This is a genomic window from Cupriavidus sp. PB-02, assembly GCF_058252315.1.
In genome coordinates, this window is record NZ_CM177695.1 from 2,223,022 (window position 1) to 2,235,497 (window position 12,476).

Sequence of the window (12,476 nt, forward strand, 5' to 3'; positions counted from 1 at the left end):
GCGGGGCGCTGGTCCTGCAAACATAGCACGGCACGGCGGGGCGCGTGCCTACAGGCCGAGCTGCGCACGCCCGGCGGCGCCCAGGATGGCGTCGTTCTGCGGCGTATGGATACGGCTGCACAGCACGTCGCGGTAGTGGCGCTCGAGCGGGTTGTTGCGGCTCAGGCCGTGGTTGCCAGACAGCTGCAACGCCAGTTCCACCGCGCGGATCGCGTTGCCGGTCACGATGAACTTCAGCAGGCCGCTGTCGGCAGGCGACGGCGGCTCGCCCGCGTCGGTGCGCGCGGCGGCGTCGTCGAGCAGCACGGCGTTGGTCCGCAGGAGCGCCGCGATCTCGCCGATGGCTTCCTGCACGCGCGGCAGCGTGGCCAGTGGCGCGCCCAGGCTGCCGGGAGCACGCTCGCGCACGAAGGTGCGGACCCACGCGTCGGCGGCCCGCGCCACGGCGTCGTAGAGGCTGCCGAGCAGCACCACCATCCACGCCTGCTGGTCGGCGTTGGCGTCGATGTCGGCCTGGCTCGCGCCGGCCGGCACCCAGGCCGACGGCGGGCGGATATCGACGGCGTGATCGGGTGGAATCCACACATTGTCGAGCACGGTCTCGTGGCTGCCTGAGGCGCGCAGGCCGAGGTGGTTCCAGTTCTCGACGATGCGCACGCCCGCGATGCCCGAGGCCGGTCCGGGCACCAGGAACACACCGACGCGCGGCTCGGGATCGTCCGTACGCGCCCACACCGCCAGCCAGCGCAGCGCCGGGATGCCGGTGCTGTAGAGCTTGCGCCCGCTGATGCGCCAGCCATCCGCGACGCGCGTGGCGATGGTACCCGGCAGCCCGCCGCGCGCGGGCGAGCCCAGCTCCGGCTCAACGCGCAGCGCGTTGATCAGCGCACCGTCCTGCACGGCACTGGCAAACACCTGGTCGCGCACGGTCGCTGACCAGTGCGAGTCGGCGCGGGCAATGGCGCGGTGCTGCAGGTAGGTCATGGTCAGCACCAGCGCGGTGGCCGGCTCGCCGCCCGCCACCGCGGCCACGATACGGCGCGCCTGCGCCAGCCCTGCCCCGCCGCCGCCGTGCGTGCACGGCACCACCTGTGCGGTCAGGCCATGCGCGTGCAATTGCGCGAAGTTGTCGTGCGGAAAGCTGGCGGCCGCATCATGCGCGCCGGCGCCGGCGGCAAAGCGCGCGGACAGCTCGGCCAGCACGTCGCCAAGGCGCGCGTCGCTGCTGGGCAGCCGGCGCAGGGAAGACGTCAAAGACATGGGAAACGCTCCGGGAAGGATGACGGCCGACGCCTGCCGCTGCGGACGGCATCGCCAAGAATGCCGCATAGCGTACCGCCGGCCCCGGGTTCCGGAAACGACGCTTATTGAATATGGTCCGTCGTTTTTATTCGTTAGTGGCGCGGCGCGGCTGTCGTACTTTCTTCCTCAGCCCAAAACCATCCGAGCAGCCACGCTGCCGCCATCACCGATACAGGAGCACCCGCATGAGCGTCGATTTCATCGGCATGATCCAGAGCCAGAAGCAGTCCGAGATCCATCCGCCAGCGGGTCCCGTGATCAACCGCGACTACGTGCGTGCCTTTGCGCAGGCGCATGAGCAGGCTGGCTTCGACCGCATCCTGGTGCCGCACCACTCCACCGGCCCGTCGGCCACGCTGACCATCGCCTACGCCGCCAGCGTGACCGAGCGCATCCACTTCATGCTGGCGCACCGCCCCGGCTTTACCGCGCCGACACTGGCCGCGCGCCAGATCGCCACGCTCGACCAGTTCAGCGGCGGCCGGCTCGGGGTCCATTTCATCTCCGGCGGCTCCGACAGCGAGCAGCAGCGCGACGGCGACTACCTCGACCATGACCAGCGCTATGCGCGCACCGATGAGTACCTGCAGATCCTGCGTCGCATCTGGACCGAGACCGCGCCGTTCGATCATGAAGGCCAGTTCTACCGCTTTACGCAGGGCTTCTCCGAAGTCAAGCCCGCACAGCAGCCGCACGTGCCCATCTACTTCGGCGGTGCCTCCGATGCGGCGCTCACCGTGGCCGGCAAGCATGCCGACGTCTACGCGCTGTGGGGCGAATCGCTCGACCAGGTGCGCGAGCTGACCACGCGCGTGCGCGCCGAGGCCGCGAAGCATGGGCGCGAGGTACGCTTCTCGGTGTCGTTCCGCCCGGTGCTGGCGGAGACCGAAGAGAAAGCCTGGGCCCGCGCCGACAGCATCCTGGAGCGCACCCGCGCGCTGCGCGTGCAGGCGGGCTACAGCCGTGGCGGCCCGCAGCAGAGCGAAGGTGCGCGGCGCCTGCTGGCTGCTGCCGACAAGGGCGACCGCGTCGACCAGCGGCTGTGGACCGCCATCGCGCGCGAGACCGGCGGGCGCTCCAACTCCACCGGCCTGGTCGGCACGCCCGAACAGGTGGCACAGGCGCTGCTGGCGTACTACGAGCTGGGCGTGACCACCTTCCTGATCCGCGGCTTCGATCCGCTGGAAGACGCCATCGACTACGGCCGCGAACTGATCCCGCGCGTGCGCGAACTGGTGGCGCAGCACGACGCCGCAGGCCAGGCCGAACGCAAGGCCGCCTGACCCCGAACGCCCCGGATAACAACAATCATGAACGCCGTCGTCCCCATCCAGCGCCCCACCGCGCTGAAGCTGAACCCGCAGCCGCAGCAGAAGTTCTGGTTCGAACCGGTGCCGCCGCGCCCAACCATCGAGGCCGAGCGCCGCCATCGCCAGGAACGCCTGGCCGGCGCCTTCCGCCTCTTTGCCCGGCAGGGCTTCGATCTCGGGCTGGCTGGCCATATCACCGCGCGCGATCCGGAGCTGACCGACCATTTCTGGGTCAATCCGCTGGGCGTGCATTTCTCGCGCATCCGCGTGTCTGACCTGCTCCTGGTCAACGCGCGCGGAGAAACCGTGATCGGAAACCGGCCGCTGAACAAGGCCGCCTTTGCGATTCATGCCGCGATCCATGAGGCGCATCCGCATATCGTCGCGGCGGCGCATACGCATTCGACTTACGGCAAAGCGTGGTCGACGCTGGGCCGCAAGCTCGACCCGTTGACGCAGGACTCATGCTCGTTCTTCGAGCATCACGCGCTGTTCGATGACTTCACCGGCATGGTGGTGGACGACAGCGAAGGCCAACGCATCGCGCGCGCGCTCGATAAGGGCAATGACGAGACCTACAAAGACGCGATCCTGAAGAACCACGGCATCCTGACCGCCGGCCCGACCGTGGAGGCCGCAGCGTGGTGGTACATCGCGCTGGAGAACGCCGCGCACACGCAGCTGCTGGCCGAAGCCGCCGGCACGCCGCAGCCCATCGACGTGGCCACCGCGCGCCATACGCATTCGCAAGTCGGGGGCAACGAGGGCTCGCTGCACGCCTTTGAAAGCCTGTATGCCGGCCTGGTCGACGCCGAGCCCGACCTGCTGGACTGACGCCTCACACCAACAACGAAAACGGGGAGTTTCACCATGAGCCAGAAGAACACCACCGCCAATCCGCGCCGCCGCGACGTGCTGCGCGTTGCCGGCGCCGCGGCGATTGCCGCGCCATCGCTGATCCTCGGCCGCCAGGCCTGGTCGGCGCCACGCAAGCTGACCTTCGCCTGGAACCAGAACTCGTTCTGCCTGACGCCGATCGTAGTGGCGCAGGAGAAGGGCTTCTTCGAGAAGAACGGCCTGCAGGTCGACCTGATCAACTACAGCGGCTCGACCGACCAGTTGCTGGAATCGATCGCCACCGGCAAGGCCGATGCCGCGGTCGGCATGATCCACCGCTGGCTCAAGCCGCTCGAAGCCGGCTTCGACGTCAAGATCATCGGCAGCTCGCACGGCGGCTGCGTGCGGCTGGTGGGATCGAAGGCGGCGGGCGTGACCAACCTGCAGCAGCTCAAGGGCAAGACCGTCGGCGTCAGCGACCTGGCGGCGCCGGGCAAGCACTTCTTCACCATCCTGCTGGCCAAGAACGGCATCGACCCGGACAAGGACATCACCTGGCGGCAGTACCCGGCCGACCTGCTGGGCGTTGCCGTGGACAAGGGCGAGATCCAGGCCATCGCCGACGGCGATCCCAACCTCTACCTGCTGGAGAAGCGCACCAACGGCGCCTACGTCGAACTGGCCACCAACCTCACCGGCGAGTACGCGCGCAAGGTCTGCTGCGTGATCGGCGCGCGCGGCGAGCTGGTGCGCAACGACCGCCCGGCGGCGACGTCGCTGGCGCGCGCGATCGTGCAGGCGACCGACTACGTCAACGAGAACCCCAACGAAGCCGCCAAGGTCTTCGCCAAGTACTCGCCCAAGATCAACCCGGACGACCTGCGCAAGCTGTACGCGACGCTGACCTATACCCACCACCCGACCGGCATCGACCTGCGCGACGAGATCGCGTTCTACGCCGACGATTTCCGCCGCATCGGCGTGCTGAAGAAGACCACAGATGCCAAACGCCTGGCGCAGCATGTCTACGCCAATGTCCTGGGGTAATGCGATGACGACAAGCCAAGCTGCACTCGATGCGGGGCTCGCGCGCGAGCCTGCCGCACCTGCCATCGCCACCGTTCCTGGTACCAGCCCGGTCTGGGCCACGGGCGTCGTCGCGGCCCTGGCGTGGGCCGCGTTCGGCGCGCTGACGTGGCAATGGCCGAACCAGATGGTCGGCTTCAGCGACTGGGCCTATACGGAGGAACTGGGTATTGCGGCACTGGCCGGTGCCGCGCTTCTCACGCTGGTCGCGATCTTCGGGCAGCGTTTCCGTGCGGCGCAACGCGCGTTGGCCGCGTTGCGCACCGCCGGTCCGTGGCTGGTCGCAGTGCCGGTGGTGCTGGCGGCGTGGGAGATCCTGACCGCCAAGACCGCGATCCTGCCTACACCCTTCTTTGCGCCGCCACAGGCGCTGATCGAAGTCTATACCGACGACTGGCGGCGGTTGGGCGACAGTGTGCTCAATACGCTCAAGCTGCTGGGACTGGGCGTGGCGTATGGCGGGCTGGCCGGCTTCCTCGTTGGGGTGTCGATCGGTTGGTCGCGGCGGATCGGGTACTGGGTGCATCCGGTGCTGCGGGTGCTGGGGCCGTTGCCTTCGACCGCGCTGCTGCCGCTGACGTTCTACTTCTTTCCGTCGAGCTATTCGGCCGCGGTATTCCTGATCGCGCTGGCTACGGCGTTTCCGGTCGCTGTGCTGACGTGGTCGGGCGTGGCCGGTGTCAACAAGAGCTACTACGACGTGGCGCGCACACTGGGCGCTTCCGGGTGGTTCCTGGTGCTGCGGGTGGCGATTCCGGCGGCGCTGCCCCAGGTGTTTGTCGGACTGTTCATGGGCTTGGGCGCGTCGTTTTCTGTGCTGGTGACGGCGGAGATGATGGGGGTGAAGTCGGGGCTGGGCTGGTACCTGACGTGGGCGCAGGGCTGGGCTTCGTACGTGAATATGTATGCGGCGCTGATTGTGATGGCGTTGTTGTTCTCCAGTGTGATCACGCTGTTGTTCGTGGCGCGGGACCGGGTGTTGTCGTGGCAGAAGGGGACGGTGAAATGGTGAGTGTGGTTGAGCGGTTGAAAGCATCGAGACCCCACGGCAGCCTGGAGAAGGCCTCCCTCTCCCGCGAGCGGGAGAAGGGAGTTAACGCGGCGGCAGGCGATACGCCCGGAGTTCTAACGGGCGCACGTATCGATATCCACAAAGTCAGCCATTGGTTCGGCACCGGCAGCGACCAGCTGCAAGTCCTCGACAACGTCGACCTCAACGTCGCCCCCGGCGAATTCGTCGCCCTGCTCGGCCCCAGCGGCTGCGGCAAATCCACGCTGCTGCGCCTGGTCGCCGGCCTCGACCAACCCTCCTCCGGCGACATCCTGCAGGACGGCACGCCCATCACCGAGCCCGACCCCTCACGCATCGTCGTGTTCCAGGACCCCACGCTGTACCCCTGGCGCCGCGTCTGGGACAACGTCGCACTTGGCCTGCAGGCGCGCGGCATCCTGGCGCAGGAGCGCCATCGCGTCGATGACGCGCTGCGCCGCGTCGGGCTGGAGACCTTCGCCCGCGCCTTCCCGCACCAGCTCTCCGGCGGCATGGCGCAGCGCGTGGCGCTGGCGCGCGCGCTGGTCAACGATCCGCGCCTGCTGGTACTGGACGAACCGCTGGGCAAGCTGGATTCGCTGACACGGCTGGCAATGCAGAGCGACCTGGTCGAACTGTGGCAACGCTCGCGCTTCTCGGCGCTGCTGGTCACGCATGATGTGGAAGAGGCGCTGTTCCTGGCCCAGCGCGTGATCATCTTCAGCCAGCGCCCGGCGCGCATCACCGCCGAGATCAAGGTCGACCTGCCCTATCCGCGCCATCGCGGCGACCCGCGGCTGACCGGGCTGCGGCACGAAGCGCTGCGTCACCTGGGACTGGACGCGAGCTGGTAATGCCCCAACGTTCCACCCCGCGGGCCGCATCATGAGCGGCCCGCCTCCGCAAGCATGGCTGAACGCGCTGCTTGTGCTGATCGAGAAGTTTCAGCTTGGATTGCTGTCGCTGTGGCACGCATTGGGCCTGACCGGCGACAGCCACGGCCAGCCGGCGTGGCCGTGGGCGCAGCGCGTGGCCGGCGAAACGCTGTTGATCGACCTGGGCCTCGCACGCCATGTCGGCCTGAGCGTATGTGCCATGGCCTTCGCCGTGCTGGCCGTGGCCATTGCGCTGGCCTGGCACCGCCGGCGTGGCGTGCTGCTGGCCGCTGCCGCCCTCGCGCTGATGGTGGCGCCGTGGCCCAAGGCATCGCTGCTGCTTGGCCCGGCAGTGCCCACCAGCTTCCACGCCAGTCCGACCCGCTTCTCCGTCGATGCCATCGCCCTCGGCGGGCGCGTCTACACGCAACACTGCGTCGGCTGCCACGGCGCCGACGGACGCGGCGAGGGGCCGCTGGCCGCGAGCCTGTCACAGTGGCCGCCGACGCTGGCCAGCCCACTGCTGGCGCGTCGCGCCGACGGCGAGCTGTTCTGGCATGTGCTCGCCGGGATGCGTGACCGCTACGGCCAGTTCACCATGCCCGCGTTCAGCGGCAAGCTGGGCGAGCGCGAGACCTGGGCCGTGATCGACTACATGAAGGCACTGTCGGCCGGCAGCGATGCCGATGGCAACTGGCCGGTTCCGTTGCGGCTGCCGGAGATGGCGATCCGCTGCGGCACCGAGGCGCCGCTGGCGCTGTCGCAATGGCGCGGCGACCAGCGCGTGCGGCTGGTGGCGGTCGATGGCACGGCCTCACTGCCATACGAGGATCCGCGCTTCCTGACCGTGCTGGTCACGCCGGACGGTCGGCCACCCGCAGAGGTAGCGCGCTTTCGCGCCGGCTGCACGGCCACGTCGCCGCTTGCGTGGCAGGCGGTGGCATCGATCGCCGGGGCATCCCCCTCCCGGCTGGCGGGAACCCAGTTGCTGGCCGACCGCGCCGGGTGGCTGCGTGCGCGTGGTGCACCGGGCCGGCAATGGTCCGATGCGGACCTTGTATGCGTGTCGGGCCCGGAGGCCAACACACCGCGCAATGTTGCGCCGGCCCCGGATGGCCTGACCGCGCTGCTGCTGCGCATGGATGCCGAGCCGGTGCGCTTCGTCAAAGGCGGCTTCATTCACTGAGCGTGGCCATCGCCTTCCCCGGATTGTTCGCTGCCAGCGAATTCTGACTTTCCACCCATTGCCGTGATCTCCCCCCGCTCGTGACAGTACCCTGCACATCGAGACAAAGCCAACGTGGGTCGGTGACATGGTGCAGATGAGGACGGCCGTGGCAAGCGCAGCTTGCCGGCCTGCGGCGTGAGGCCCGTCGGGGGCGCCCGGGCGCTGCAAGGGATCGCGCTGATGGTGGGGGCGGTAGCTTGCTTCGCCGCACTGGACACGCTGACCAAGATCGCCGGCGCCGCGGTGCCGGTCGTGATGGCACTGTGGCTGCGCTACCTGGTGCAGGCCGCGCTGACCGGCGCGGTGTTGCTGCCGGCGCGCGGCCGGGCCCTGCTGCGCACGCGCCGGCCGCTGCTGCAAGGGGTGCGGGCGGTGGCCATGGTGCTGTCCAGCGGCTGCGCGTTCTTCAGCCTGCAGGTGCTACCCGTGGGCGAGTTCACCGCCGTGGTCAGCCTGACACCGCTGGTGATGGCGCTGGCCGCCGCGGCCACGCTGGGCGAACGCGTGTCGGCCATGCGCTGGCTGTGCCTGCTGACCGGATTTGCCGGCGCGCTGGTGGTGATCCGGCCGGACGCAGGCCTGCAGCCGGCGATGCTGCTGCCGCTCGGCGCGGTGCTGTGCAATGCCGTCTACCAGTTGCTCACCAGCGTACTGACCCGCGCCGACGGCGCCGGCACCACGCACTTTTATACCGGCTGCGTGGCCACGGTACTGCTGTCGGTGGCGCTGCCGTTCGGCTGGACCTCGCAGCTCACGGTGTGGCACTGGTGCCTGCTCGCGGGCATGGCGCTCGCCGGCAGCGCCGGTCACATGCTCCTGGTGCTGGCCTATGCGCGCGCGCCGGTCAGTCTGCTGACACCCTATCTCTACCTGCAGATTGCCTTTGCGATGGTCGGCGGCTGGCTGGCGTTTGCCTACCTGCCAGATACATGGTCGGTGCTCGGCGTGGCACTGATTGCCGCCAGCGGCGTGGGTGGCACGGTGGCGGCAGCGCGCGAACGTGCGCTGCCGGCGCGGCCAGTCGGCGCGACCTAGCCGCTCAGCCGTGCCGCAGCTGCGCCTGCGCGGCCATGCGCACCGCGGCGTTGGCCGCGCCATAGCCGAGGTAGCCAGTGCGCTGCACGAGTTCGAAGAAGAAGCGTTCGTGGAACGGCTCGGTATAGGCATGCAGGAATTCGCCCTGCGCGTCCCGGTCATAGAGCACGCCCAGGCGTTGCAGGCGCCCTAGCAGCGCATCGTCGAGCGCCAGCCGAGCGGCGACGTCATCGTAGTAGTTGTCCGGCACATGCAGCATCGCGGCGCGGCGGCGGTCGATCGCTTCCAGCGTCGGTTCGATACGGTCGGAGCGGAAGGCGATGTGATGCACGCCCGAACCTGCGTAAGCGGCCACGAAGCGCCCGGTGGCAGTGCGGCCGCTCTCGGACACATTGAGCGGGATGCGCACCTTCTGGCCGGGGCTGACCATGGCGCGGCTCTTCACCAGGCCATACGGATCGGCGATCTCGTGCACGGCTTGGGGCTGCATGCCGAACACCGCGCGGTAGAACAGCACGAAGCTGTTGAGCCGGTTCGCCGGCAGCGCCTGCGCGAGATGGTCGATGGCGGACAGCCCGGCGCCGTGGTGGACGGCTTCTGCCGGCGGGTCGAGCAGGAAGTCGCTCTCGTAGATGCTGCGGTCGGCATCGCGGTCGTCGATCAAATGGAACAGCATGCCGTCGGGCGAGCGCAGCGCCGGGATCACCCGTTCATCGGGCCCGACCGGCTCGCGCCATTCCTTGCACAGCAGCGCACGGGCGCGCGCGATGGCGCGGCGGGCGTCGTCCACCTTCAGGCCAATGGCGCATACCGACGGCCCGTGCAGCTGGAAATGCTCGGCGGCGGCACTGTCCTGTTCAGCATTCAGGATCAGGTTGATGCCGCCCTGGCGGTACAGGTCGACCGCCTTGGAGCGATGGCGGCCGGCGTGGGCAAACCCCAGCGATTCCAGCCGTTGCGCAAGCTCGCGGCCGGCCACGTAGTCGACGGCGAACTCGATGAAATCCACGCCGCCGAACACCGGCGGCTCGGGCAGCGGCGCCCCGCCGGCCTCGGACTCCAGCCAGATCAGCGAGCGCAGCCCGTCTTGCGCGGTCTGCCGCGCCGGCGCCGCGCGGAAGTCGTCGTTGAACACCTCCAGCGACAGCGGCCCGGTATAGCCTGCCTGCAGCACGGCGCGGGCGAAATCGGTCACCGGCAGGTCGCCCTGGCCGGGGAAGTTGCGGTAATGGCGGCTCCATGACAGCACGTCCATCGACAGGCGCGGCGCGTCGGCCAGCTGGACAAAGAAGATCTTGTCCGCCGGCACGGCGTCGAGGCCCTGCAGAGAATCGCCCAGCGACAACGTATGGAAGCTGTCGAGCACCAGCCCGAGCGCTGGGTGGTCGGCGCGCTGCACGATGTCCCACGCCTGCCGCCAGCGGCGCGTGTGGCGGCCCCAGGCAAGCGCTTCGTAACCCACGCGCAGGCCGCGCCGGGCGGCGGCCTCGGCCATGCGTCGCAGGTCCGCGGCGGCACGCGCCGGGTCGTCGATGGCCGCGTCCTGCACAGTGCTGCAGACCAGCACCATCTCCGCGCCAAGCTGCTCCATCACATCGAATTTGCGTTCGGCGCGCGCCATATTGCGTGCGAACACGTCGCCGGGCATGGCCTCGAAGTCGCGCAGCGGCTGGTAGAGCAGGATCTGCAGGCCGAGGTCGGCCGCCATGCGCCGCACTTCGGCGGGCGAGCCGTCGAAGTGCAGCAGGTCGTTCTCGAAGATCTCCACACCGTCGAAGCCAGCGGCCGCGGCGGCTTCGAGCTTTTCCGGCAGCGTGCCGGAAAGGGAGACGGTGGCGATCGATTTCGGGAGGGGCCTGCGGACTGCGGTCATGGCGATAGCGAGGTGACGGTGTTGCCCCAAAGGTTATGAGCCAGCCAGCCCGTCAACAACCACAATTCGCGCGCAGGCGTGCGACAATCGCTCCATTGCGATCATCACTCGCGCGAAACTCGGGTTAACCATGGAAAAGGAACCGCTGAACCGGCGCGACTGGATCGCCGGGCTGGAAAAAGGCCTGGCCATCCTGGAGGCCTTCGACAACGACCATCCGCGCCTCACGCCCACGCAGGCGGCGCAGCTGACGGGGCTCACGCGCACCGCCGCGCGCCGCTACCTGCTGACGCTGGAGCACCTCGGCTACACCACCAGCGACGGCACGCTGTTCAGCCTGACGCCGCGCGTGCTCAAGGTGGGCTGGTCGTATTTCGATTCGGCGCGGCTGCCGCGCACGGTGCAGCCGTTCCTGCAGCAGATCACTGCGCAACTCGGCGAGGCGGCCTACCTGAGCGTGCTCGATGGCTGGGAGTTGGTGTTTATCGCCCGCACCGGCACCAGCCGCGTGATGAGCACCGGCTTCGTGCTGGGGGCGCGGGTGCCGGCGCCGCTGGGCTCGGCGGGGGTGATGATGCTGGCCTCGCGCCCCGAGGAGCAGGTGCGCGAATGGCTGGAAAGCTGCGTGCTGGCGCCCTACACGCCTTACACCATCCTGCAGCACGAGCGCCTGCTCGAAGAGATCCGCAAGGCCGGCGCGCAGGGCTATGCGATGCTCGAGCAGCAGTTGCAGACCGGCGTGCGCGGCATCGCGGTCCCGCTGCGCGACCGCCACGGCAAGGTGATTGCCGCGCTCTCGGTCAATATGCCGATCGGCGACGAGACGCCACAGCAGGCGCTGGACCGGGTGCTGCAGGTGTTGCAGGACACCGCATTGCTGATCATGCGGGTGCTTTAGTCCAGGCTCGTCGCCAGCGCGTGCGGCCCTTGCGACAACTGCGTCTTGAGGAACTCGAGGCACACGCGCATCCGGACTGACGCCGACGCCCGCGCGCTGGTCACGGCCCAGATATCGGCCGGCTGCCGCCAGTCCGGCAGCACGCGCACCAGTTCGCCGGCGCGCACGCTGGCGGCCACGTCCCAGACCGAGGCCATGATGATGCCAAAGCCTTCCAGTGCCCACTGGTGGGTCACATCGCTGTGGTTCGAAGCCATCGGCCCGGTCACTTTCACCGTCTCCCACCCGTCCGGCCCTTGCAGCCGCCACACGCCAAAGGCCTGGTCGCGTTCGCGCAGCAACAGGCAGTCGTGCCGGGGCAACTCGGTCGGGTGCTCCGGCGTGCCGCGCCGCGCCAGGTAGGCGGGCGCGGCGCAAAGCACGCGGCTGCCCGTGGCGATCCTGCTGGCGATCAGGTGCGGTTCCTCGACCTCGCCCACGCGGATGTCCAGGTCGAAGCTCTCGCCGATCAGGTCGACGCGGCGGTCGAGCAGTTCCAGCCAGGCCTCCAGCCCCGGATGCTGCTGCCGCAGCAGCGATAGCACCGGCGCCACATGCCGACGCCCAAGCCGCACGCTGGTGGCGATGCGCAGCAGCCCGCGCGGCTCGCCACCGGTGGCACCCACGGCCTCGAGCATGCCGTCGACGTCTTCCAGGATTTTCTGCGCCCAGGCAAAGGCGCTTTCGCCCTCGGCGGTCACGCTGACGCGGCGCGTGGTGCGATGGAACAGCCTGGCACCGAGCATGGCTTCGAGCATGGCGATGCGCTTGCTCACATGGGCCGGCGAGATGCCGGTCTCGTTGGCGGCAGCGATAAAGCTGGCGCGCCGCGCTACCGTGCAGAACAGCCGCAGGTCCCGCAGGAACGGGTCATTGTTCGCCGTCAGCGCATTCTGAGTTTCCATGGCGGTCGATGATTGGATGAAGGGACTAACGATAGGCTATCGGCGATGGCCGCGCCAG

General features: G+C 68.9%; 11 protein-coding genes. 8 read left to right on the forward strand and 3 right to left on the reverse strand.

Going from position 1 to position 12,476, the window contains the following annotated elements; all coding sequences use genetic code 11:
• Nucleotides 1–48 precede the first annotated feature (48 nt).
• On the reverse strand, nt 49–1,260 hold the full coding sequence (locus tag AC10V3_RS30860) for an acyl-CoA dehydrogenase family protein (RefSeq protein ID WP_490923876.1): 1,212 nt from the start codon (nt 1,258–1,260) through the stop codon (nt 49–51).
• A gap of 227 nt (nt 1,261–1,487) precedes the next feature.
• Here AC10V3_RS30860 and AC10V3_RS30865 point away from each other — a divergent pair, with 227 nt between their 5' ends.
• The 7 genes from AC10V3_RS30865 (at nt 1,488) to AC10V3_RS30895 (ending at nt 8,703) form a co-directional block, all read left to right on the forward strand.
• Entirely contained in the window at nt 1,488–2,585 is a 1,098-nt protein-coding gene (locus AC10V3_RS30865) for an LLM class flavin-dependent oxidoreductase (protein WP_022539186.1), read from the forward strand.
• Between the two features lie 27 nt (nt 2,586–2,612).
• The gene (locus AC10V3_RS30870; protein ID WP_022539187.1) at nt 2,613–3,446 is read left to right on the forward strand and encodes a class II aldolase/adducin family protein; all 834 of its coding nucleotides are present in this window, start codon (nt 2,613–2,615) and stop codon (nt 3,444–3,446) included.
• Between the two features lie 36 nt (nt 3,447–3,482).
• A complete protein-coding gene (locus tag AC10V3_RS30875) occupies nt 3,483–4,496 on the forward strand; it encodes an ABC transporter substrate-binding protein (RefSeq protein WP_022539188.1) in 1,014 nt (337 codons plus the stop codon).
• 4 nt (nt 4,497–4,500) lie between these two features.
• Nucleotides 4,501–5,547, forward strand: a complete 1,047-nt coding sequence (locus tag AC10V3_RS30880; protein ID WP_022539189.1) for an ABC transporter permease — start codon at nt 4,501–4,503, stop codon at nt 5,545–5,547.
• Nucleotides 5,541–6,419: an ABC transporter ATP-binding protein gene (locus AC10V3_RS30885; RefSeq protein WP_022539190.1), complete on the forward strand. Its 879-nt coding sequence runs from the start codon at nt 5,541–5,543 to the stop codon at nt 6,417–6,419. Before AC10V3_RS30880 ends, AC10V3_RS30885 begins: the two co-directional genes overlap by 7 nt.
• Before the next feature lie 31 nt (nt 6,420–6,450).
• Entirely contained in the window at nt 6,451–7,626 is a 1,176-nt protein-coding gene (locus AC10V3_RS30890) for a c-type cytochrome (RefSeq protein ID WP_022539191.1), read from the forward strand.
• 177 nt (nt 7,627–7,803) lie between these two features.
• On the forward strand, nt 7,804–8,703 hold the full coding sequence (locus AC10V3_RS30895) for a DMT family transporter (protein WP_041682172.1): 900 nt from the start codon (nt 7,804–7,806) through the stop codon (nt 8,701–8,703).
• Between the two features lie 4 nt (nt 8,704–8,707).
• On the opposite strand, the gene AC10V3_RS30900 is transcribed toward AC10V3_RS30895, so the two are convergent.
• Nucleotides 8,708–10,576, reverse strand: coding sequence for a bifunctional sugar phosphate isomerase/epimerase/4-hydroxyphenylpyruvate dioxygenase family protein (locus AC10V3_RS30900; protein ID WP_022539193.1), 1,869 nt, complete (start codon nt 10,574–10,576; stop codon nt 8,708–8,710).
• A 130-nt stretch (nt 10,577–10,706) separates the two neighbouring features.
• Here AC10V3_RS30900 and AC10V3_RS30905 point away from each other — a divergent pair, with 130 nt between their 5' ends.
• Entirely contained in the window at nt 10,707–11,474 is a 768-nt protein-coding gene (locus tag AC10V3_RS30905) for an IclR family transcriptional regulator domain-containing protein (RefSeq protein ID WP_022539194.1), read from the forward strand.
• Here AC10V3_RS30905 and AC10V3_RS30910 read toward each other — a convergent pair.
• Nucleotides 11,471–12,418 carry a LysR family transcriptional regulator gene (locus AC10V3_RS30910; RefSeq protein ID WP_022539195.1) on the reverse strand — a complete coding sequence of 316 codons (948 nt, stop codon included), beginning with the start codon at nt 12,416–12,418 and terminating at the stop codon, nt 11,471–11,473. The two genes, AC10V3_RS30905 and AC10V3_RS30910, sit on opposite strands and share 4 nt — an antisense overlap.
• Nucleotides 12,419–12,476: the final 58 nt, after the last annotated feature.

Bases quoted from the DNA above. Each gene is read 5' to 3' on its own strand.
- AC10V3_RS30860 (WP_490923876.1), bottom strand. From the start codon at position 1,260: ATGTCTTTGACGTCTTCCCTGCGCCGGCTGCCCAGCAGCGACGCGCGC.
- AC10V3_RS30865 (WP_022539186.1), top strand. From the start codon at position 1,488: ATGAGCGTCGATTTCATCGGCATGATCCAGAGCCAGAAGCAGTCCGAG.
- AC10V3_RS30870 (WP_022539187.1), top strand. From the start codon at position 2,613: ATGAACGCCGTCGTCCCCATCCAGCGCCCCACCGCGCTGAAGCTGAAC.
- AC10V3_RS30875 (WP_022539188.1), top strand. From the start codon at position 3,483: ATGAGCCAGAAGAACACCACCGCCAATCCGCGCCGCCGCGACGTGCTG.
- AC10V3_RS30880 (WP_022539189.1), top strand. From the start codon at position 4,501: ATGACGACAAGCCAAGCTGCACTCGATGCGGGGCTCGCGCGCGAGCCT.
- AC10V3_RS30885 (WP_022539190.1), top strand. From the start codon at position 5,541: ATGGTGAGTGTGGTTGAGCGGTTGAAAGCATCGAGACCCCACGGCAGC.
- AC10V3_RS30890 (WP_022539191.1), top strand. From the start codon at position 6,451: ATGAGCGGCCCGCCTCCGCAAGCATGGCTGAACGCGCTGCTTGTGCTG.
- AC10V3_RS30900 (WP_022539193.1), bottom strand. From the start codon at position 10,576: ATGACCGCAGTCCGCAGGCCCCTCCCGAAATCGATCGCCACCGTCTCC.
- AC10V3_RS30905 (WP_022539194.1), top strand. From the start codon at position 10,707: ATGGAAAAGGAACCGCTGAACCGGCGCGACTGGATCGCCGGGCTGGAA.
- AC10V3_RS30910 (WP_022539195.1), bottom strand. From the start codon at position 12,418: ATGGAAACTCAGAATGCGCTGACGGCGAACAATGACCCGTTCCTGCGG.